Annotated in this window: 18 protein-coding genes; 12 read left to right on the plus strand and 6 right to left on the minus strand. The window is 62.2% G+C overall.

Going from position 1 to position 21989, the window contains the following annotated elements; all coding sequences use genetic code 11:
* Positions 1-2 precede the first annotated feature (2 nt).
* The gene (locus LGQ10_RS28225; RefSeq protein WP_058434152.1) at positions 3-1397 is read right to left on the minus strand and encodes a class II fumarate hydratase; all 1395 of its coding nucleotides are present in this window, start codon (positions 1395-1397) and stop codon (positions 3-5) included.
* A gap of 181 nt (positions 1398-1578) precedes the next feature.
* Between LGQ10_RS28225 and LGQ10_RS28230 the strand changes: the two genes are divergently transcribed.
* From LGQ10_RS28230 to LGQ10_RS28260, 7 genes are all read left to right on the plus strand, one after another.
* Positions 1579-2094, plus strand: coding sequence for a DUF2059 domain-containing protein (locus tag LGQ10_RS28230; RefSeq protein ID WP_058434151.1), 516 nt, complete (start codon positions 1579-1581; stop codon positions 2092-2094).
* Between the two features lie 12 nt (positions 2095-2106).
* Positions 2107-2406, plus strand: a complete 300-nt coding sequence (locus LGQ10_RS28235) for a BolA family protein (RefSeq protein WP_058434150.1) — start codon at positions 2107-2109, stop codon at positions 2404-2406.
* A 101-nt stretch (positions 2407-2507) separates the two neighbouring features.
* Positions 2508-3449, plus strand: coding sequence for a rhodanese-related sulfurtransferase (locus LGQ10_RS28240; RefSeq protein ID WP_058434149.1), 942 nt, complete (start codon positions 2508-2510; stop codon positions 3447-3449).
* A gap of 36 nt (positions 3450-3485) precedes the next feature.
* On the plus strand, positions 3486-4088 hold the full coding sequence (locus LGQ10_RS28245) for a DsbA family protein (protein ID WP_226526216.1): 603 nt from the start codon (positions 3486-3488) through the stop codon (positions 4086-4088).
* Positions 4081-5907 (plus strand): ABC transporter ATP-binding protein, encoded by a 1827-nt coding sequence (locus LGQ10_RS28250; RefSeq protein ID WP_226523849.1) that lies wholly within the window; start codon positions 4081-4083, stop codon positions 5905-5907. Before LGQ10_RS28245 ends, LGQ10_RS28250 begins: the two co-directional genes overlap by 8 nt.
* Positions 5908-6108: 201 nt before the next feature.
* Positions 6109-8568: an EAL domain-containing protein gene (locus LGQ10_RS28255; RefSeq protein WP_226523850.1), complete on the plus strand. Its 2460-nt coding sequence runs from the start codon at positions 6109-6111 to the stop codon at positions 8566-8568.
* Positions 8569-8645: 77 nt separating this feature from the next.
* Positions 8646-9398, plus strand: a complete 753-nt coding sequence (locus LGQ10_RS28260) for a TenA family transcriptional regulator (RefSeq protein WP_413247639.1) — start codon at positions 8646-8648, stop codon at positions 9396-9398.
* 65 nt (positions 9399-9463) lie between these two features.
* Here the strand turns inward: LGQ10_RS28260 and LGQ10_RS28265 are convergent, their stop codons facing one another.
* The 5 genes from LGQ10_RS28265 to LGQ10_RS28285 form a co-directional block, all read right to left on the minus strand.
* Positions 9464-10390 carry a GGDEF domain-containing protein gene (locus LGQ10_RS28265; RefSeq protein WP_058437461.1) on the minus strand — a complete coding sequence of 309 codons (927 nt, stop codon included), beginning with the start codon at positions 10388-10390 and terminating at the stop codon, positions 9464-9466.
* 368 nt (positions 10391-10758) lie between these two features.
* Positions 10759-11499: a YciK family oxidoreductase gene (locus tag LGQ10_RS28270; RefSeq protein WP_058437460.1), complete on the minus strand. Its 741-nt coding sequence runs from the start codon at positions 11497-11499 to the stop codon at positions 10759-10761.
* Between the two features lie 56 nt (positions 11500-11555).
* Positions 11556-12227 carry an N-acetylmuramic acid 6-phosphate phosphatase MupP gene (mupP, locus tag LGQ10_RS28275; RefSeq protein ID WP_226523852.1) on the minus strand — a complete coding sequence of 224 codons (672 nt, stop codon included), beginning with the start codon at positions 12225-12227 and terminating at the stop codon, positions 11556-11558.
* A 3-nt stretch (positions 12228-12230) separates the two neighbouring features.
* On the minus strand, positions 12231-12929 hold the full coding sequence (gene ubiG / locus LGQ10_RS28280) for a bifunctional 2-polyprenyl-6-hydroxyphenol methylase/3-demethylubiquinol 3-O-methyltransferase UbiG (RefSeq protein ID WP_226523853.1): 699 nt from the start codon (positions 12927-12929) through the stop codon (positions 12231-12233).
* 60 nt (positions 12930-12989) lie between these two features.
* Positions 12990-14321 carry a TRZ/ATZ family hydrolase gene (locus LGQ10_RS28285; protein WP_226523854.1) on the minus strand — a complete coding sequence of 444 codons (1332 nt, stop codon included), beginning with the start codon at positions 14319-14321 and terminating at the stop codon, positions 12990-12992.
* Positions 14322-14430: 109 nt separating this feature from the next.
* Between LGQ10_RS28285 and mtnA the strand changes: the two genes are divergently transcribed.
* The 5 genes from mtnA to hisC all read left to right on the plus strand — a co-directional run bounded on the left by mtnA (position 14431) and on the right by hisC (position 21986).
* Complete coding sequence (gene mtnA / locus LGQ10_RS28290; protein ID WP_058437456.1) at positions 14431-15507, plus strand: S-methyl-5-thioribose-1-phosphate isomerase; 1077 nt, start codon at positions 14431-14433, stop codon at positions 15505-15507.
* Between the two features lie 357 nt (positions 15508-15864).
* The gene (gene gyrA / locus LGQ10_RS28295; protein WP_226523855.1) at positions 15865-18609 is read left to right on the plus strand and encodes a DNA gyrase subunit A; all 2745 of its coding nucleotides are present in this window, start codon (positions 15865-15867) and stop codon (positions 18607-18609) included.
* 74 nt (positions 18610-18683) lie between these two features.
* Positions 18684-19769: a 3-phosphoserine/phosphohydroxythreonine transaminase gene (serC, locus tag LGQ10_RS28300; RefSeq protein ID WP_058437416.1), complete on the plus strand. Its 1086-nt coding sequence runs from the start codon at positions 18684-18686 to the stop codon at positions 19767-19769.
* Positions 19769-20863 (plus strand): prephenate dehydratase, encoded by a 1095-nt coding sequence (gene pheA / locus LGQ10_RS28305; protein ID WP_058437414.1) that lies wholly within the window; start codon positions 19769-19771, stop codon positions 20861-20863. Before serC ends, pheA begins: the two co-directional genes overlap by 1 nt.
* A 10-nt stretch (positions 20864-20873) precedes the next feature.
* Entirely contained in the window at positions 20874-21986 is a 1113-nt protein-coding gene (gene hisC, locus LGQ10_RS28310; RefSeq protein ID WP_226523856.1) for a histidinol-phosphate transaminase, read from the plus strand.
* Positions 21987-21989: the final 3 nt, after the last annotated feature.

Raw genomic sequence — 21989 nt, forward strand, 5'->3', positions numbered from 1 at the left:
GCTCAGCCCTGTTTGCCGGCCTCGAGCATGTTCTCCGGGCGGACCCAGGCGTCGAATTGCGCATCGTCCAGGTAGCCCAGTTCCAGCGCCGCCTCGCGCAGGGTCAGATTCTCGGCATAGGCCTTCTTGGCGATTTCGGCGGCCTTGTCATAGCCGATATGGGTATTGAGCGCGGTCACCAGCATCAGGCCGCGCTCCAGGTGGGCGGCCATCTGCACCGGGTCGGGTTCCAGGCCGGCGATGCAGTGTTGGTGGAAGTTGCTGCAGCCGTCGGCCAGCAGGCGGATCGATTGCAGCAGGTTGTGAATGATCACCGGCTTGAACACGTTCAGTTGCAGATGACCCTGGCTGGCAGCAAAACCGATGGTGGTGTCGTTGCCCATGACCTGGCAGGCCAGCATCGACAAGGCTTCGCACTGGGTCGGGTTGACCTTTCCGGGCATGATCGAACTGCCCGGCTCGTTGGCCGGCAGCTTGACTTCCGCCAGTCCGGCCCGGGGACCGGAACCCAGGAGGCGCAGGTCGTTGGCGATCTTCATCAGGCATACCGCCAGGGTCTTCAGCGCTCCGGACAGGGTGGTCAGTGGCTCATGGCCTGCCAGGGCAGCGAACTTGTTGGGCGCGGTGACGAACGGCAGGCCTGCCAGGGCGGCCAGTTCGGCGGCGATGGCTTCGCCGAAACCGTGGGGCGAGTTGAGCCCGGTGCCCACGGCGGTACCGCCCTGGGCCAGCTCGCACACCGCGGGCAGGGCACTGCGGATCGCCCGCTCGGCGTAGCTCAATTGGGCGATGAAGGCCGAGACTTCCTGGCCGAAGGTGATCGGCGTCGCATCCATCATGTGGGTGCGACCGGTCTTCACCAGTTTCATGTGCCGGGCCGACAGCTCTGCCAGCCCGCCGGACAGCTCGGCGATCGCCGGCAGCAGCTGCAATTGCACGGCCTGGGCGGTCGCGATGTGCATGGCTGTGGGGAAGCAGTCGTTGGAGCTCTGGGAGCGGTTGACGTGATCGTTGGGGTGCACGGGCGCCTTGCCGCCCCGGGGATTGCCCGCCAGCTCATTGGCGCGCCCGGCCAGCACTTCGTTGACGTTCATGTTGCTCTGGGTGCCGCTGCCGGTTTGCCAGACCACCAGCGGGAACTGGTCGTCGTGTTCGCCGGCCAGCACTTCGTCGGCGGCCTGCTCGATCAGTCGGGCGATGTCCGCGGGCAGATCGCCGTTGCGGTTGTTGACCCGCGCTGCGGCCTTCTTGATCAGCGCCAAGGCATGCAGGACCGGTAGCGGCATGCGTTCGGTACCGATGGCGAAGTTGACCAGCGAGCGTTGGGTCTGTGCGCCCCAGTAGGCTTCCTGCGGGACTTCAACCTGGCCCAGGCTGTCAGTTTCGATTCGATTCATCGTGGCAATCCTCCTAGTCTACTGGCCAGTTTAGGCCCTGATCCGCGGCTCGGGTTCCCTTGGCCGGGTGTATCCGTGCCATTGGGCCGGGCAAATCCGGGTGGGGTTGAGGGACGCGGAACAATAGGCGCAGAATGAGCGCCCTTGGGGTTTTACCTCGCCTGCTAGATAAGGAAACTCGATGACCCGTCTTCGTGCCCTCTGTACCGCGGTTGTTCTGGTGTGTGCCAGCGGCCAGGTGCTTGCCGATACCGCCAGCCACAACGCCAGTGCCGAGGCTTTCCTGACCCTGGCCCATGCCGACAAGCTCGGTACCCCGGTCTATATGCAAGTGCAGCAGATGTTCGCCCAGCGGTTCGAGCAGACCAAGGCTCCGGAATCCAAGCGCGCATTGCTGGAAACCTACCAGGCCAAGGCCAATGCTGCCCTGGACCAGGCCATTGGCTGGAACAAGCTGAAACCGGACATGGTCAAGCTCTACACCAGCAATTTCAGTGAATCGGAGCTCAAGGAACTGGTGGCGTTCTACCAGTCGCCCCTGGGCAAGAAAGTCCTGGAAAAAATGCCGCAGCTGACCCAGCAGTCGGCGCAGATGACCCAGGGCAAGCTGGAAAGCGCAGTGCCAGTGGTGAACAAGCTGTTGGCCGACATGACCGCCGAGCTCGAGCCCAAGGCTGCTCCGGCGAAGAAGAAGTAAGCGGAGCCCGTGATGACCATGCAGCAACGGATCGAAACGGCGCTGGAAGGGCTGCAGCCCGAGCATCTGCAGGTGCTGGATGAAAGCCACATGCATAGCCGTGGCCAGGAAACCCACTTCAAGGCAGTGCTGGTCAGCGAGCAGTTCGCCGGCCTCAACAGCGTCAAGCGCCATCAGAAGGTCTACGCCACCCTGGGTGAGCTGATGGGCCAGTTCCATGCCTTGGCGTTGCACACTTATACGCCCGAGGAATGGTCGAAGATTGGCGTGGCTCCGGCTTCGCCGACGTGCGCCGGGGGCAGCAAGCATTAATCGCGGTTTTTTTGATAGAATCCGCAACGCGCCGCTTAGCCGGCGCGTTTTTTTTTGCATCCGGTTCACCCTTTGCGAGGGTAGCCACCTGGAGATTACCCATGACTCAACCCATCGTCGTGGCGGCACTGTACAAGTTCGTCACCCTCGAAGATTACGTCAGCCTGCGCGAGCCTTTGCTGCAGGCCATGCTCGACAACGGCATCAAGGGCACCCTGCTGATCGCCGACGAAGGCATCAACGGCACGGTTTCCGGTAGCCGCGAAGGCATCGACGGGCTGCTGGCCTGGCTCAAGAGCGATCCGCGCATGGTGGATATCGATCACAAGGAATCCTACTGCGACGAGCAGCCGTTCTACCGCACCAAGGTCAAGCTCAAGAAAGAGATCGTCACCCTGGGCGTGCCCGGCGTGGACCCGAACAAGAAGGTCGGGACTTATGTCGAGCCCCAGGACTGGAACGCCCTGATCAGCGATCCGGAAGTACTGCTGATCGATACTCGCAACGATTACGAAGTGTCCATTGGTACCTTCGAAGGGGCCATCGACCCGAAGACCACCACGTTCCGTGAGTTTCCGGACTACATCAAGGCCAACTTCGACCCCAGCAAGCACAAAAAGGTGGCGATGTTCTGCACCGGCGGCATCCGCTGCGAGAAGGCTTCGAGCTACATGCTCAGCGAGGGCTTCGACGAGGTGTTCCACCTCAAGGGCGGGATTCTCAAGTACCTCGAGGAAGTACCGCAGCAGGAGAGCAAGTGGCAGGGCGACTGCTTCGTGTTCGACAACCGGGTCACCGTGCGCCACGACCTGACCGAAGGCGACTACGATCAATGTCATGCCTGCCGTACTCCGGTGAGCGTCGAGGAGCGTACCTCCGAGCACTATGTGCCGGGTATCAGCTGCCCGCATTGCTGGGACACGCTGAGCGAGAAGACTCGCCGCAGCGCCGTCGACCGGCAGAAGCAGATCGAGTTGGCCAAGGCCCGCAACCAGCCGCACCCGATTGGCTACAACTACAAGCAAGCATCCAACGAGGCCTGAGTCATGTCTGCCCGCCTGCTCTATGTGATGGACCCGATGTGTTCGTGGTGCTGGGGGTTCGCTCCCGTGGCCCAGGCCCTGGTTGAGCAGGCCCAGGCCGCCGGTGTCGAGCTGCACCTGGTGGTGGGCGGCCTGCGCACCGGCAGTGGTGCGGCGCTGGAGCCCAGCACCCGGCGCTATATCCTCGAACACTGGCAGGCGGTGCACCAGGCCACCGGCCAGCCGTTCAGGTTCGACCAGGCTCTGCCCGATGGATTCGTCTATGACACCGAGCCGGCCTGCCGGGCCATCGTCACGGCGCGTGGCCTGGCGGCAGATTGCGCGTGGAAGCTGCTGGGACTGATCCAGCGGGCGTTCTACGTCGAAGGCCGGGACGTGACCCTGGCCAGCGTGCTGGTGGAACTGGCAGAGCAGGCCGGAGTACCGCGCATCGAATTTGCCGAGGCCTTCGACCGGGCCGAACAGCATGCGGCCACCGCGGCGGACTTCACCTGGGTCCAGGACCTGGGGATTGCCGGGTTCCCCACCTTGCTGGCTGAGCGCAATGGCCAGCTGGCTCTGCTGACCAACGGTTACCAGCCACTGGAGGAGCTGTCGCCACTGCTGGGTCGCTGGCTGGAGCGTGCTGCCTGTGCCTGAGCCGGTCGATCCAGGTGCCAGCGGCAAAACCGTCGATCGTCTGAGCTGGGCGCAGATCCGCCGCCTGGCCCTGCAACACCGCAAGTCACTGTGGATCGCCAACGGCGTGGCTGTGCTGGCGACCCTGTGCAGTGTGCCGATCCCGCTGCTATTGCCGTTGCTGGTGGATGAAGTGCTGCTGGGGCATGGCGATGCTGCGTTGCTGGTGATGCAGCGCTTTCTGCCGAGTGCCTGGCACAGCGCGCCCGGTTATATCGGCCTGATGCTGCTGGCGACTCTGATCCTGCGTTGCGCTGCCCTGGTGTTCAACGTGGTCCAGGCCCGGCTGTTCGCCAGCCTGGCCAAGGACATCGTCTACCGCATCCGCATTCGCCTGATCGAGCGGCTCAAGCGCATTTCCCTGGGCGAGTATGAAAGCCTCGGGGGCGGCACCATCAGTGCTCACCTGGTGACCGATCTGGACACGGTGGACAAGTTCGTCGGTGAAACCCTGAGTCGTTTCCTGGTGGCCATGCTGACACTGGTGGGCACGGCCGGGATCCTGATGTGGATGCACTGGAAGCTGGCCTTGCTGATCCTGCTGTTCAATCCTCTGGTGATCTTTGCCACGGTGCAGTTGGGCAAGCGGGTCAAGCACCTAAAAAAACTGGAGAACGACAGCACCTCGCGCTTTACCCAGGCTTTGACCGAGACCCTGGAAGCCATCCAGGAGGTCCGCGCCGGCAACCGCCAGGGCTATTTTCTCGGCCGCCTGGGACGGCGAGCCGAGGAAGTGCGGGACTACGCCGTCGCCTCGCAGTGGAAAAGCGATGCCTCGGGCCGTGCCAGCGGGCTCTTGTTCCAGTTCGGCATCGACATCTTTCGCGCCGCGGCAATGCTCACCGTACTGCTGTCCGATCTGTCTATTGGCCAGATGCTGGCAGTGTTCAGCTACCTGTGGTTCATGATCGGTCCGGTGGAGCAGTTGCTGAACCTGCAGTACGCCTATTACGCCGCAGGGGGGGCGCTGACCCGGATCAACGAGCTGCTGGCGCGAGCCGACGAGCCGCAATACCCGGGGGGTGTGGATCCCTTCCAGGGGCGCGAGACGGTTGGCATCGAGGTGCAGGGCTTGAGCTTCGGTTATGGCGACGAGCGGGTCCTGGACAACATGAACCTGTCCATCGCCCCGGGAGAAAAGGTGGCGATCGTCGGTGCCAGCGGCGGCGGCAAGAGCACCCTGGTGCAATTGCTGCTGGGCCTTTACACCCCGCAGACCGGCAGTATCCGTTTTGGCGGTTCGACGCAGCAGGCGATCGGCCTGGAAACCGTGCGCGAAAACGTCGCCGTGGTACTGCAGCATCCGGCGTTGTTCAACGATACCGTGCGGGCCAACCTGACCATGGGGCGCGAGCGCAGCGACACGGCTTGCTGGCAAGCACTGGAAATCGCCCAGCTGGATGCCACGATAAGGGCCTTGCCCCAGGGGCTCGATACCGTGGTCGGTCGTTCCGGGGTGCGCCTGTCCGGCGGCCAGCGCCAGCGCCTGGCGATCGCACGGATGGTCCTGGCCGAACCCAAGGTGGTGATTCTCGATGAAGCCACATCCGCCCTGGATGCGGCCACCGAATACAACCTGCACCAGGCCTTGACGCGATTCTTGCGTGGCCGGACTACGCTGATCATTGCTCATCGCCTGTCGGCGGTGAAACAGGCGGACCGGGTATTGGTCTTCGATGGCGGACAGATCGCCGAAGATGGCGACCATCAGCAACTGATTGCCGATGGCGGGCTCTATGCCAAGCTCTATGGGCATTTGCAGCAGGTTCGAGCGCCTTGAGTTTTATCCGGCTTTCTGTGCTTAGTGCTTGAATTCCCAGGTGTATTGAACGCTTCAGAACGCGAGGCTCGGGACCTGCTGCAGGGGACCCGGCCCAACGGCCGTTCGCCCTGTCTCGAAATGGGGGAAATTAGCCTAATCTGTGCTGTCTGAGGCGGGACTACTGGGTGTTCATTTAGCAGTGCTGAAGCAAGGACCCTCATGAAGCAAAAGCGGACTTTCGCAACGCCACGGTTGTTGGGCATTGTCTGGCCCTTCATTGCAGTGGTGTTATTCCAGGCACTCTTGGGTGGACTCAGCCTGTACGTCCTGTCGGCAGTGCGCGGCTACGTTGCCGGCGAAAGCCTGTGGTCCAAAGGCCAGAAAGACGCCATCTACTACCTCAGCCTGTACGCCGACAGCCGCAACGAAGGCACCTTCCTCAAGTACCAGAACGCGATTGCCGTGCCCCAGGGCGGGCATGAGCTGCGGGTGGCGCTGGATCACCAGCCGCCGGACCTGGAAGCAGCGCGGCTGGGCATCCTCAAGGGTGGCAACCATCCGGACGACGTTGCCAGCCTGATCTGGCTGTATCTCAACTTCCGACACTTCAGTTACCTGGAAAAGGCCATCGACCGCTGGACCGTGGGCGACAGCTACCTGCTGCAGCTGGATACGGTGGCGCGGGAGATGCACCAGGGCATCAGCAGCAACAGCGCCAGCGATGCCGATATCCTGCGCTGGAAGAGCGAAATCTTCGCCATCAACGACGGCGTCACCCCGGCAGCCAAGGCGTTCAGCGATGCCTTGGGCGAGGGCTCTCGGGTGATCCTGCGGCTGTTGCTGGTGACCAACCTGGCCACGGCGCTGTTCCTGATTGGCCTGGCGTTGCTGCGCACTCACAAATTGCTGGCTCAGCGCCATGCCTTTGCCAGCGCCTTGCAACTGGAAAAGGAGCGGGCGCAGATCACCCTGCAGTCCATCGGCGACGGCGTGATCACCACCGATGTCGAAGGGGCCATTGCCTATATGAACCCGGCGGCGGAAGAGCTGACGCGCTGGAAGGCCGCGCAGGCCGTTGGCCTGCCCCTGGCGGCCTTGTTCAACCTGCTGGATGAAAACGCCCAGGCCGACGGTTTCACCCTGATCGAGCACATCCTCAGCGGCCAGCTCAGCGGCGGCAGCGAGCATTCCAAGCTGATCCAGCGCCTGGATGGCAGCACGGTCTCGGTGACGTTGGTGGGGGCGCCGATCCGCAATGCCGGGAAGGTCAGCGGTACGGTGCTGGTGCTGCACGACATGACTCAGGAGCGGCAATACATCGCCAACCTGTCCTGGCAGGCTACCCACGATGCGCTGACTGGCCTGGCCAATCGCCGGGAATTCGAATTCCGCCTGGAGCAGGCCCTGAACGGCCTGGCTCGCCAGCCTGCGCGGCATGCCCTGATGTTCCTGGACCTGGATCAGTTCAAGCTGGTCAACGACACCTGCGGCCATGCTGCCGGCGACGAATTGCTACGGCATATCTGCGCCTTGCTGCAATCGGGTCTGCGCGAGGGCGATACCCTGGCCAGGCTGGGCGGGGACGAGTTCGGCATCCTCCTGGAGAACTGCTCGCCGGATGCGGCGGAGAAGATTGCCGAGGGCCTGCGCCAGACGGTGCAGAACCTGCATTTTGTCTGGAAGGGCCGGCCGTTCGTGACCACCGTGAGCATCGGCCTGGTGCATATCACCCAAATCCCGACGACGCTCGAGGCGTCCCTGCGCGCTGCGGACATGGCCTGCTACATGGCCAAGGAAAAGGGTCGCAACCGGGTGCAGGTCTATCATGCCGACGACTCGGAGTTGTCCCTGCGTTTCGGCGAGATGGCCTGGGTCCAGCGTCTGCACATGGCCCTGGAGGAGAATCGCTTCTGTCTGTATTCCCAGGAAATCACCCCCTTGGGTCACATGGCAGGCGATGGTGGTCACCTGGAGATTCTCCTGCGCCTGCACGATGAGGCCGGTCGCATGATCCTGCCGGACAGCTTCATCCCGGCCGCCGAGCGTTACGGCTTGATGACGTCCCTTGATCGCTGGGTTGTCCAGAACGTGTTCAAGATTATCGCCCAATGCCTCGAGGAGGGGCGCGAAGGGCCGATGGCCATGTGTGCGATCAACTTGTCCGGTATCACGATCGGTGACGACGAGTTCCTCGATTTCCTGCGGGAACAGTTCGACGCCTACCGGGTGCCGCCGCGGCTGATCTGTTTTGAAATTACCGAAACCAGCGCCATCGCCAATCTAGGCAGTGCGATTCGTTTTATAAATGAACTCAAGGGCTTGGGTTGCCATTTCTCGCTGGACGACTTTTGTGCGGGAATGTCGTCGTTCGCTTATCTCAAACATTTGCCTGTAGACTTCCTGAAGATCGATGGAAGTTTCGTAAAGGATATGCTGGACGACCCGATTAACCGGGCCATGGTCGAGGTGATCAACCATATCGGGCATGTCATGGGTAAGCGCACGATTGCCGAATTCGTCGAAACGCCGCAGATCGAACAGGCTCTGCTCGAGATTGGCGTGGATTATGCTCAGGGCTACAACATCGAGCGCCCGCAATTGTTCACCTGTGACAGCCTGCAGTGTCGACCCGTGCGACCACGGCCTGTGTTGCTCAAGGCGCCCGGCACGTTCCGTTGAAACCTCTTTTGGATCCGTACATCACAATCAAAAGGAGCCCGACAGTGATCGACACATTCAGCCGAACCGGCCCGCTCATGGAAGCTGCCAGCTACCCCGCCTGGACCCAGCAATTGATCCAGGACTGCAGTGAGAGCAAGCGCCGCGTCGTGGAGCATGAGCTGTACCAGCGCATGCGAGACAACAAGCTCAGTTCGAAAGTCATGCGCCAGTACCTGATCGGTGGCTGGCCGGTGGTCGAGCAGTTCGCCCTGTACATGGCACAAAACCTGACCAAGACCCGTTTTGCCCGCCATCCAGGTGAAGACATGGCGCGCCGCTGGCTGATGCGCAACATTCGTGTCGAGCTCAACCATGCCGATTACTGGGTTCACTGGAGTCGGGCCCACGGGGTGGCCCTGGAAGACCTGCAGGCTCAGCAGGTGCCTCCGGAGCTGCACGCCCTGAGCCACTGGTGCTGGCATACCAGCTCGGCGGACTCTCTGATCGTGGCCATTGCCGCTACCAACTACGCCATCGAAGGGGCAACCGGCGAATGGTCGGCCCTGGTTTGCTCCAACGGCATTTATGCTGCGTCCTTTCCCGAAGAAGACCGCAAGCGCGCGATGAAATGGCTGAAGATGCATGCGCAGTATGACGATGCCCATCCATGGGAAGCACTGGAAATCATCGTCACCCTGGCCGGGCTGAGCCCGAGCAAGGCGTTGCAGGCCGAGCTGCGCCAGGCGATCTGCAAGAGCTATGACTACATGTATCTGTTCCTGGAGCGCTGCATGCAGCAGGAAAAGAGCACGGTCACCCGCGAGCGCCTGGCGCTGGCCGAGGGCTGAGTCAGCAGTTGGCAGGACAGATCGCCACAAGCGGCTAGGCGCTTGTGGCGATATTTGCAGGACGCCTAGCCCGCCATGGCCAGGCGGTTGCGCCCTTCGCGCTTGGCAACGTAAAGCGCACTGTCGGCGCGGCGCAGCAGGCTTTCGGCAGACTCTCCGGGCAACAGCGTCGCACAGCCCAGGCTCACGGTCAGTTCGATCAGCTTGCCATCGGCCCGATACTCCCGGGTCTGAGCGGCATTGCGCAGGCGTTCACCCACCATGGCCGCAGCCTCGCGTCCGGTGTTGGAAAGCAGGATCAGGAACTCTTCTCCGCCAAAACGAAACACCATGTCCACATTGCGCAATTGTCCCTTGATCGAGGCGGCAACGCTCTTGAGCACTTCATCGCCGGCGCTGTGGCCGTGGCTGTCGTTGATGCGCTTGAAGTGGTCGATGTCCAGCATCAGCAATGACAGTGGCAGCAGGTGGCGGCGAGCCATTTCGATTTCCCGTTGCAGGGTCTGGTCCATGGCGATGCGATTGCCGGTATCGGTCAGCGGGTCGCGCAGGGCGCTGCGGGTGGCGGCGCGGTACAGCAGGGCGTTGCGCATCGGATAGAGCAGGGTGGACAGCAAGGACTCCAGGTGGCCCTGTTCGATATCGCTGAAGCGCTGGTTGCGGCGGAAGACCAGTTCGCCCATGGGCTCGCCTTCGTGGCTGAGGCTGTAGCTGATGGAGTGGTGTCCGCGTTGGCCGAATTCCAGGCGCAGGTCGCTGGGAAGGTGCTGGTAATGCAGGGCATCCAGAGGCACCAGGCGCTGCACCTCGCGAAAAAACAGGCCCAGGATGCGCTGCGGCTCCAGGCTGGTCTGGAGTTGCAGGCCCAATTGCTGACGCAGTTGGGCCAGGCTCACCGGTTGCTTGAGCAAGGGGGACTGTTGGGTAAAGCCCAGGCGTTGCAATTTGGCGCTGTCGAAGTCAATTGCGTTGTTCTGGGTGGGAATCTTCATCTGAGCTTGCGCCCCCTGAGCACGGTGTAGGGTCTTGCTGGCTGGGTGAGAGCGGCTCGGAGCTGCGCGTCGTACTGTTCCTTCAGTCCCGTAGGACAATCGCGCACATTTTATGCCGCTTCATTCGGGGCTACCACGCCCTGATCAATGCCGTTTTCCACGGTGCCAAGGCACTGTGTGTTGAGTGCTCTTAGAGCGAAAGTCGTGCCATTCGGTTCAGATGAATAAAATTCGTTTTAATTCAAATGCTTGGGAAGTTGATAAAAAATGCCATCATCAAAAGTGGCATTTGTTTGGCTTCCAACCAGCGCCGAACAGGTCTTATCGAGGTGTCGCGACGGTATTCCGTCGCGACGAACGGAGGGAATTTACTGCGCGTCGAATGCCTGGCCATTGATGCCGGTGCTGTCCGGACCCATGAGGTACAGGTACACCGGCATGATGTCTTCCGGCAGTGGGTTGTTGCCGGGATTTTCGCCTGGGTACGCCTGGGCGCGCATGCTGGTGCGGGTGGCGCCGGGATTGATGCTGTTGGCGCGCGCCGGGGCGACGGTGTCCAGTTCGTCGGCCAGGGTCTGCATCAGGCCTTCGGTGGCGAACTTGGATACCCCGTAGGCGCCCCAGTAGGCCCGGCCCTTGCGGCCCACGCTGCTGGAGGTGAAGACCACCGAGGCGTCCTGGGACAGCTTGAGCAGAGGCAACAGGGTGCTGGTCAGCATGAAGGTCGCGTTGACGTTGATCTGCATGACCCGCATGAAGTTTTCCCCGGACAACTGTTCCAGCGGGGTGCGCGGCCCAATGATCGAGGCGTTGTGCAGCAAGCCGTCTAGGCGGCCGAACTCGGTTTCGATCATTGCCGCCAGTTCGTCGTACTGATGGGGCAGGGCGGTTTCCAGGTTGAACGGGATCACTGCTGGCTGCGGGTGTCCGGCGGCTTCGATGGCGTCGTAGACTTCGGTCAGGTTGGCCTCGGTCTTGCCCAGCAGGAGCACGGTGGCGCCGTGGGCGGCGTAGGTTTTGGCGGCGGCGGCGCCGATGCCGCGGCCAGCGCCGGTCACCAGGATGATCCGGTCCTTGAGCAGTTCGGGGCGAGCACAGTAGTCAAACATAAAAGGTCTCAACAGAAAGGGGGACGGGGCCGGGGTTCAGGCGGACAGGTTGCGGCTCAGCAACTGCACAATGCATTGTCCAGGACCTGGCGCAGTTCCAGTGGGTGGCTGATCACCACGTCGGCGCCCCAATGCCGGGGGTTGTCGTCCGGGTGGATATAACCGTAGGTCACGGCCGCGGTCTTGGTGCCGGCATCACGACCGGATTCGATGTCTCGCAGGTCGTCGCCAACGAACAGCACGGTGGACGGATCCAGGTCGAGCATCTTGCAGGCGAGGATCAGGGGTTCAGGGTCCGGCTTGCTGTTCTTCACATGGTCTGGGCAGATCAGCAGGGCCGAGCGCTCGGCCAGTCCCAGTTGCTGCATGATCGGTGCGGCAAAGCGCAGGGGCTTGTTGGTCACCACGCCCCAGACCAGGTTTGCCCGTTCGATATCGGCCAGGAGTTCCTCCATGCCGTCGAAGAGCCGGCTGTGCACTGCGCAATCTGCGAGGTAGCGCTCGAGGAATTCCAGGCGCAGTTCTTCGAAGCCCGGGGATTCGGGGTCCATGGAGAACGTCACGGCCACCATGGCCCGGGCACCCCCCGAGATCTCGTCGCGGATGTGCTGGTCGGCTATGGGCGCAAGGCCGCGATCACGACGCATGCCCTGGCAGACGGCGATGAAGTCTGGCGCGGTATCGAGCAGGGTGCCATCCATGTCGAAAAGAACGGCTCTGATGGCCATGTGTCACTCCTCGCGCAGGGTCTGGATCATGTAGTTGACGTCGACGTCCGCCGCCAGCTTGTAGTGCTTGGTCAGCGGATTGTAGGTCAGGCCGATGATGTCCTTGACGGTCAGGCCGGCGGAGCGGCTCCAGGCGCCGAGTTCCGATGGGCGGATGAACTTCTTGAAGTCATGGGTGCCGCGTGGCAACAGCTTCATTATGTACTCGGCACCGACGATGGCGAACAGGTAGGCCTTGGGATTGCGGTTGATGGTGGAGAAGAACACCTGGCCACCGGGCTTGACCATGCGGAAGCAGGCGCGGATCACCGATGAAGGATCGGGAACGTGTTCGAGCATCTCCAGGCAGGTGACCACGTCGAACTGCTCGGGCATTTCCTCGGCCAGGGCCTCGGCGGTGATTTGCCGGTACTCGACGCTCACCCCGGATTCCAGCTGATGCAGTTGGGCGACCGCCAGCGGCGCTTCGCCCATGTCGATGCCGGTAACGGTGGCGCCGCGCTGGGCCATGGCCTCACTGAGAATGCCGCCGCCACAGCCGACGTCCAGGACCTTCTTGCCGGCCAGGCCGACCCGCTCGTCGATCCAGTTGACCCGCAGCGGATTGATGTCGTGCAGGGGCTTGAACTCGCTCTCGCGATCCCACCAGCGGTGGGCCAGGGCTTCGAATTTGGCGATTTCAGCGTGGTCGACGTTGCTCATGGGTAATGCTCCAAAGCTAAGGAATTCGTTAGGGCCTCGAGCATTTGCTTAAGGTCCGGATTATTGGGCGTGTCCGCTGATGCGCCGGCCCCAGTCGCGAGCTGTTTCGCCGAGCTGCCGTGTATCCATGCGGGTCAACTGTCGGTTGTCCAGCAATTGTTTGCCGGCAACCCACAGATGCGTCACGCAGTCGCGGCCGGTGGCGTAGATCAGTTGCGACACCGGGTCGTAAATCGGTTGCTGGGCCAGGCCGGACAGGTCGAATGCCACCAGGTCCGCGGCCTTGCCGAGCTCCAGCGAGCCCACTTCGGCTTCCAGGCCCATCGCCCTGGCACCGTTGAGGGTAGCCATGCGCAGGGCGCGATGGGCATCCAGGGCGGTCGCCGAGCCTGACACGGCCTTGGCCAGCAGCGCTGCGGTGCGGGTTTCGCCCAGCAGGTCCAGGTCGTTGTTGCTGGCCGCGCCGTCGGTGCCTACTGCAACGTTGACCCCGGCTTGCCACAAGCGCTCCACCGGGCAGAAGCCGCTGGCCAGCTTCAGGTTGGATTCCGGACAATGCACAACGCTGGTGTTGGTTTCTACCAGCAAAGCCAGGTCTTCATCGCTGATTTGGGTCATGTGAACGGCCTGGAAGCGCGGTCCCAGGAGGCCCAGGCGTGCGAGGCGGGCCAGTGGTCGCTCGCCATGTCGCTCCAGGGACTGCTGGACCTCGAATGCCGTCTCGTGCACGTGCATGTGGATCGAGGCGTCGAGTTCCTCGGCGATCATGCGGATCTTTTCCAGGTTCTCATCGCCGACGGTGTAGGGCGCGTGGGGGCCGAAAGTGATCCGGATACGCGGGTGATGCTTGAGGTCGCTGAACAGCTCCACGCCTTGGCGAATGGCCTCGGCGGCGTCGTGGGCCCCGGGAATCGGGAAGTCCAGCACCGGTATGGCGATCTGGGCGCGGATACCGCTGTTGTGGACCCGCTCGCTGGCGATCTTGGGAAAGAAGTACATGTCGCTGAAGCAGGTGATGCCGCCCTTTATCTGCTCGGCGATGGCCAGGTCCGTGCCGTCGCGGACGAAGGCTTCATCGACCCACTTGGCTTCGGCGGGCCAGATGTGCTTTTCCAGCCAGGTCATCAGGGGCAGGTCGTCGGCCAGGCCGCGAAACAGCGTCATGGCCGCATGCCCATGGGCGTTGATCAAGCCTGGGCTGAGCAGCATGCCGGGTAATTCGCGGACTTCGCTGGCCTGATGTTTCAGGGCCTCGTCCCTTGGGCCGATGAAGGCGATTCGACCCTCGCGAATACCCAGGCCATGCTCCTTGAGGACGACGCTGGCTGGCTCTACAGGCACTAGCCAGGTCGGCAGCAGCAGGAGGTCGAGCGCAGGTTCACGGTTCGGCATCGAGTATCGGTCCAGGGCTTAAGAGACAAAGGATGGCGAAGTATACCCGAGCGTCTTCGCCGGGGGATCGCTATAATCGGCGGCTTTGTTCATGAGTGCGGGGTGAGGGATGCGCGATCGTCTGTTGGCTGCGGAGAAGGTCAAGGCCATTGATTGGCGAGATGGCACTCTGTATCTGCTCGATCAGCGGGCCTTGCCATTCGAAGAGAGCTGGCTGGCCTGTAATAGTGCTGCGGCGGTGGCCGAGGCCATTCGCGTGATGGCGGTGCGTGGTGCGCCAGCCATCGGCATCAGCGCCGCCTATGGCATCGTCCTGGCCGCTCGTGCGCGTTTCGCCGCGGGTGGCGACTGGGTGGCTGCGCTCAATGCCGACTTCGACCTGCTGGAAGCCACGCGCCCAACGGCGGCCAACCTGTCCTGGGCCTTGAGCCACATGCGCGAGCGCCTGGAGCGAGTGAGGGAGCATGCCGATCCGGTGGCTGCTCTGGAGGTCGAGGCCCTGGCAATCCATGAAAGCGACCGTGAGGCCAACCTGACCATGGCCCAGCTGGGTGTGGAGCTGATCCGCCGGCACCAGGGCAATCCGCAGACGCTGCTGACCCACTGCAATACAGGGGCATTGGCCAGCGGCGGTTTCGGCACTGCCCTGGGGGTGATCCGCGGTGCCTGGCTGGAGGGTATGGTGGAGCGCGTCTATGTCGATGAAACCCGGCCCTGGTTGCAAGGTTCGCGACTGACCGCCTGGGAGCTTGCCAGCGAAGGCGTGCCCGTGACCTTGAATGCCGACTCCGCGGCGGCACACATCATGAAGACCAAGGGCTTGACCTGGGTGGTCGTCGGGGCCGACCGGATTGCCGCCAATGGTGATGTGGCGAACAAGATCGGTACCTACCAGCTGGCAGTCAACGCCATGCACCATGGTGTGCGTTTCATGGTGGTGGCCTCCAGTTCGACCGTCGACATGAGCCTGGCCAGTGGTGAAGACATTCCCCTCGAGGAGCGTGATGCCCGGGAGTTGCTGGAGGTGGGTGGCAAGCCATTGGGCGCGGCGGTCGACGTCTTCAACCCGGTGTTCGATGTCACGCCCGCCGACCTGATCGACGCCATCGTCACTGAAAAGGGCGTCGTCGAGCGGCCGGATGCCGCAAAACTGGCCCAGTTGCTGTGCCGCAAGCGCCTGCACTGACCTTGGGACGGTGTTCGCCCCGATGGAGTTGTGCCTACTGTCGCTGTCGGGCCGGTAAAAGCCGGGTTCGTTGGAGCGAATTCGCCCTCTGAGGCCCTGTCGTCCCCTTTCAGGCGGTCATCGGGCAACTGGCTATGCTCCCCCAGGCGCATCAGGGGGATAGGTGCGTGGCGGCGATTGTGATAACATCCGGCGGTTTCCAAGGTGGTCCGATGCGGCCACCTCTACTGCGCAAATCCATGTCATAACTTGTTGATTTGTCGTAAGTCGGTGCTGGCACTGGGCCTGCAGCGGCGAGCTTCGTTCGTCCCGTCTGGATGTGGCGAAGTTTCACCAGAAAAAGGAATCAGGCTTCTCATGGGCGAACTGGCCAAAGAAATCCTACCGGTCAATATCGAAGACGAGCTGAAACAGTCCTACCTCGACTACGCGATGAGCGTAATCGTCGGGCGGGCACTGCCTGATGCGCGCGATGGCTTGAAGCCCGTGCACCGGCGTGTGCTGTACGCGATGAGCGAGCTCGGTAACGACTGGAACAAGCCGTACAAGAAATCTGCCCGTGTGGTCGGTGACGTGATCGGTAAGTATCACCCCCACGGTGATACAGCGGTGTACGACACCATCGTCCGCATGGCCCAACCATTCTCCCTGCGCTACCTGCTGGTAGATGGCCAGGGCAACTTCGGTTCGGTGGACGGCGACAACGCGGCGGCCATGCGATACACCGAAGTGCGCATGACCAAGCTGGCGCACGAGCTGCTGGCCGATCTGCACAAGGAAACCGTGGACTGGGTGCCCAACTACGATGGCACCGAGCTGATTCCCGCGGTCATGCCGACCAAGATCCCCAATCTGCTGGTTAACGGTTCCAGTGGTATTGCCGTGGGCATGGCGACGAACATCCCGCCGCACAACCTGGGCGAGGTGATCGACGGCTGCCTGGCGCTGATCGACAACCCGGAGCTGACCGTCGATGACCTGATGCAGTTCATCCCCGGCCCGGACTTCCCCACCGCGGGCATCATCAACGGGCGCCAGGGCATCATCGAGGCTTACCGCACCGGTCGCGGCCGCATCTACATGCGCGCCCGCTCCTGCGTTGAAGACATCGACAAGGTCGGTGGCCGCCAGCAGATCGTCATCACCGAGCTGCCGTACCAGCTGAACAAGGCGCGCCTGATCGAGAAGATCGCCGAGCTGGTCAAGGAAAAGAAACTCGAAGGTATCACCGAGCTGCGCGACGAGTCCGACAAGGACGGTATGCGCGTGGTAATCGAGCTGCGTCGTGGTGAAGTGCCCGAGGTCATCCTCAACAATCTCTACGCCCAGACCCAGCTGCAGAGCGTGTTCGGTATCAACGTCGTTGCGCTGATCGATGGCCGTCCGCGAATCCTCAACTTGAAGGATCTGCTGGAAGCCTTCGTTCGCCATCGTCGCGAAGTGGTTACCCGTCGTACCGTGTTCGAGCTGCGCAAGGCCCGTGAGCGTGGGCACATCCTTGAAGGTCAGGCCGTTGCCCTGTCCAACATCGACCCGGTCATTGCCCTGATCAAGGCCTCGCCGACTCCGTCGGAAGCCAAGGAAGCACTGATCAGCACGCCTTGGGAGTCCAGTGCGGTCATGACCATGGTCGAGCGCGCCGGTGCGGACTCCTGCCGTCCGGAAAACCTCGATCCACAATTCGGTCTGCGTGACGGCAAGTACTTCCTGTCCCCGGAACAGGCGCAAGCCATCCTGGAATTGCGCCTGCATCGCCTGACTGGTCTCGAGCACGAGAAGCTGCTGGCCGAGTACCAGGAGATCCTCAATCAGATCGGCGAATTGATCCGCATCCTGAACAGCGCCGAGCGCCTGATGGAAGTGATCCGCGAAGAGCTGGAGGTGATCCGCGCCGAATATGGCGATGTGCGCCGCACCGAGATCGTCAATGCGACCCACGACCTCGACTACGGCGACATGATCCCCGAAGAAGAGCGTGTGGTAACCATTTCCCATGGCGGCTACGCCAAGACCCAGCCGCTGTCGGCCTACCAGGCCCAGCGCCGTGGTGGCAAAGGCAAGTCGGCGACTGGCGTGAAGGATGAGGACTACATCGAGCACCTGCTGGTAGCCAACAGCCATGCCACCCTGCTGCTGTTCTCCAGCAAGGGCAAGGTGTACTGGCTCAAGACCTACGAGATTCCTGAAGCCTCCCGCGCCGCCCGCGGTCGTCCGCTGGTGAACATCATCGACTCGCTGGAGCAGGGCGAGCGTATCACCGCGATGTTGCAGGTGGATCTCGAGTCCCTGCAGCAAGGCACTGATGCTGAGGAAGTCGAAGAGGCAGACGACGCACTGGCCGAAGCTGAAGTGCTGGACGTCGAGGAAGCCGAGGACGACGAAGATCGCGATACACCTGAGTGGGTCGCTGAGCCGACAGGTGCCTTCGTCTTCATGGCAACCGCCTTCGGACTGGTCAAGAAGGTTTCGCTGGCTCGTTTCGCCAAGCCACGCAAGGCCGGCCTGATTGCCTTGAAGCTCAAGGACGGAGATACGCTGATCGCAGCGGCCATCACCGATGGTGCGCGGGAAGTCATGCTGTTCTCCAGCGCCAGCAAGGTCATCCGCTTCATCGAGAGCGAAGTTCGCGAGCGCGGTCGTGTGGCCGGTGGTGTGCGCGGGATGAAGCTGGGCAAGTCGCAGCAACTGATCTCCATGTTGATCCCCGAGTCCGGCGCGCAGATTCTCACGGCGTCCGAGCGCGGCATCGGAAAGCGTACCGAGCTGGCCAAGTTCCCGCGCCGCAAGCGTGGCGGTCAAGGTGTGATCGCCATGAAGGGACGTACTGGCAATCTGATCGGTGCCATCCAGGTGCACGAAGACGAGCAGATCATGCTCATCTCCGACCAGGGTACCCTGGTGCGAACGCGGGTCGACGAGGTGTCTAGCCTCAGTCGTAACACCCAGGGCGTGACGCTCATCAAGCTGGCCGACGATGAGACTCTGGTGGGCCTGGAGCGTGTCCAGGCATCCGATGAGCTCGAAGACGTGCTCGAGGAGGGTGACGTGATCGACGTCGAAGGCGAGGAGCCTGGCACCGCCGACGAGGCGCCCCAGGAGTAACGCAGCGCAATAACTCGGGCGGGGCGATCATTATGATCGCCCCGCTTCATGAATGAAGCAGAGCGAGAGTGGATGTGAGCAAACGAGCCTATAACTTCTGCGCAGGTCCCGCTGCGCTACCTGAAGCTGTCCTGTTGCGTGCCCAGGCCGAATTGCTGGATTGGCATGGCAAGGGCCTGTCGGTCATGGAAATGAGTCATCGCAGCGATGAGTTCGTCGCCATTGCCACCAAGGCCGAGCAGGACCTGCGTGACCTGCTGAATATCCCCTCGAACTATAAAGTCCTGTTCCTGCAAGGCGGCGCCAGCCAGCAGTTTGCCCAGATCCCTCTGAACCTGCTGCCCGAGGGTGGCAAGGCCGATTACGTGGATACCGGCATCTGGTCGCAGAAAGCCATTGAAGAAGCTTCCCGCTACGGGCAGGTGAACGTGGCGGCCAGTGCCAAGTCCTCCAACTATTTTGCGATTCCCGGTCAGGACGAGTGGCAGCTGTCGAAAGACGCCGCGTACGTGCACTACGCGCCAAACGAGACTATCGGTGGCCTGGAGTTCAACTGGATCCCGCAGACCGGTGACGTTCCGCTGGTGGCCGACATGTCGTCCGACATTCTCTCGCGTCCGGTGGATGTCTCCCGCTTCGGGATGATCTATGCCGGTGCGCAGAAGAACATCGGTCCTAGTGGCATCCTGGTGAACATCATTCGCGAAGACTTGCTGGGTCGTGCTCGCCCGCTGTGCCCGACCATGCTCGACTACAAGGTCGCGGCAGATAACGGTTCGATGTACAACACCCCGCCGACCCTGGCCTGGTACCTGTCCGGTCTGGTATTCGAATGGCTCAAGGAGCAGGGTGGGGTAGAAGCCATGGCCAGGCTCAACGATGCCAAGCAGCGCACGCTGTACGGTTTCATCGATGCCAGTGGTCTGTATAGCAACCCCATCAACAAGGCCGACCGTTCGTGGATGAACGTGCCGTTCCGCCTGGCCGACGATCGTCTGGACAAGCCTTTCCTGGCAGGTGCCGATGCTCGTGGTCTGTTGAACCTCAAGGGTCACCGCTCGGTAGGTGGCATGCGAGCCTCCATCTACAACGCCGTGGACATCGATGCGGTCAACGCGCTGGTGGCTTACATGGCGGAGTTCGAGAAGGAACACGGCTGATGTCAGAGCAAGAACTCAAGGCCCTGCGCTTGCGCATCGATGCCTTGGACGAAAAGGTCCTGGAGCTGATCAGCGAGCGCGCGCGTTGCGCTCAAGAAGTCGCCCGGGTGAAGACGGCGTCCCTGCCCGAGGGCGAGGTGCCGGTGTTCTATCGTCCCGAGCGCGAGGCCCAGGTTCTCAAGCGGGTGATGGAGCGTAACCAGGGTCCGCTGGACAACGAGGAGATGGCGCGGCTGTTCCGCGAGATCATGTCTTCCTGCCTGGCGCTCGAGCAGCCGCTGAAGGTGGCCTACCTGGGTCCCGAGGGCACCTTCACTCAGGCTGCAGCCTTGAAGCACTTCGGCCATGCGGTGATCAGCAGGCCGATGGCTGCGATCGACGAGGTGTTTCGCGAAGTGGCCGCCGGTGCGGTGAACTTCGGTGTGGTGCCGGTGGAAAACTCCACCGAAGGTGCGGTCAACCACACCCTCGACAGCTTCCTCGAGCACGACATGGTGATCTGTGGAGAGGTGGAGTTGCGTATCCACCACCATCTGCTGGTGGGTGAAAACACCAAGACTGACAGCATCAGCCGTATCTATTCCCATGCCCAGTCACTGGCCCAGTGCCGCAAGTGGCTCGATGCTCACTACCCAAATGTCGAGCGGGTGGCTGTGTCGAGCAATGCCGAGGCGGCCAAGCGGGTCAAGGGTGAGTGGAACTCGGCAGCGATCGCCGGCGACATGGCGGCGAGTCTGTATGGCCTGACCCGTCTTGCAGACAAGATCGAGGACCGTCCGGACAACTCCACGCGCTTCCTGATGATCGGTAACCAGGAAGTGCCGCCGACCGGCGACGACAAGACCTCGATCATCGTTTCCATGAGCAACAAGCCTGGTGCGCTGCACGAGCTGCTGGTGCCGTTTCATGACAACGGCATCGACCTGACGCGGATCGAGACCCGGCCTTCGCGCAGTGGCAAATGGACCTATGTGTTCTTTATCGATTTCGTCGGCCATCACCGTGACCCCCTGGTCAAGGGTGTGCTGGAGAAAATCAGTCAGGAAGCAGTAGCACTCAAGGTGCTGGGTTCCTACCCGAAAGCGGTTCTCTGAGGCTTTAACAATGAGTGGCGACTTCCTCGCCCTGGCACAGCCAGGGGTGCAACAACTTTCGCCTTACGTTCCGGGCAAGCCCGTGGACGAGCTGGCCCGTGAGCTGGATATCGATCCGGCCACCATCGTCAAGCTGGCGAGCAATGAAAACCCGTTGGGTGCCAGCCCCAAGGCGCTGGCTGCGATCCGTGAAGAACTGGCCGAGCTGACCCGTTATCCGGATGGCAATGGTTTTGCCCTCAAGTCCCTGCTGGCCGAACGCTGTGGCGTCGAAATCCAGCAGGTGACCCTGGGCAATGGCTCCAACGACATCCTTGAGCTGGTCGCCCGTGCCTACCTTGCGCCGGGGCTGAACGCCGTGTTCAGCGAGCATGCCTTCGCTGTCTACCCGATCGTCACCCAGGCTGTCGGTGCACAGGCGCGGGTGGTGCCGGCCAAGGCGTGGGGGCATGATCTGCCAGCCATGCTCAAGGCGATCGACGCACAGACCCGAGTGCTATTCATTGCCAACCCGAACAACCCCACGGGGACCTGGTTCGATGCCGAGGCGCTGGACGAGTTTCTCCAGGATGTGCCGGCTCATGTGCTGGTGGTGCTGGATGAGGCCTACATCGAGTATGCCGAAGGCAGCGATCTGCCCGATGGCCTGGACTTCCTGGCGGCCTATCCGAACCTGCTGGTGTCGCGGACGTTCTCCAAGGCTTATGGCCTGGCGGCCTTGCGGGTCGGTTACGGCCTTTCTACCCGTGTGGTAGCGGATGTCCTGAATCGGGTGCGTCAGCCTTTCAACGTCAATAGCCTGGCCCTGGCGGCAGCTTGTGCCGCGTTGCAGGACGACGAGTACCTGGCTGAAAGCCGTCGTTTGAACGAAGCCGGGATGCTGCAGCTGGAGGCGGGATTTCGCGAGCTGGGCCTCGGCTGGATTCCGTCCAGGGGCAACTTCATCGCCGTGGATCTGGGGCGTGAGGCTGCGCCAGTATTTCAGGGGTTGCTGCGTGAAGGCGTTATTGTCCGTCCCGTGGCCAACTACGCAATGCCCAATCACCTGCGCGTGACCATTGGTCTGCCTGGAGAAAACACCCGCTTGCTCGAGGCGCTGGCCAAGGTCATGGCTCGTGGTTGATGT

Source organism: Pseudomonas sp. L5B5, from assembly GCF_020520285.1.
In the GTDB taxonomy this organism is placed as follows: domain Bacteria; phylum Pseudomonadota; class Gammaproteobacteria; order Pseudomonadales; family Pseudomonadaceae; genus Aquipseudomonas.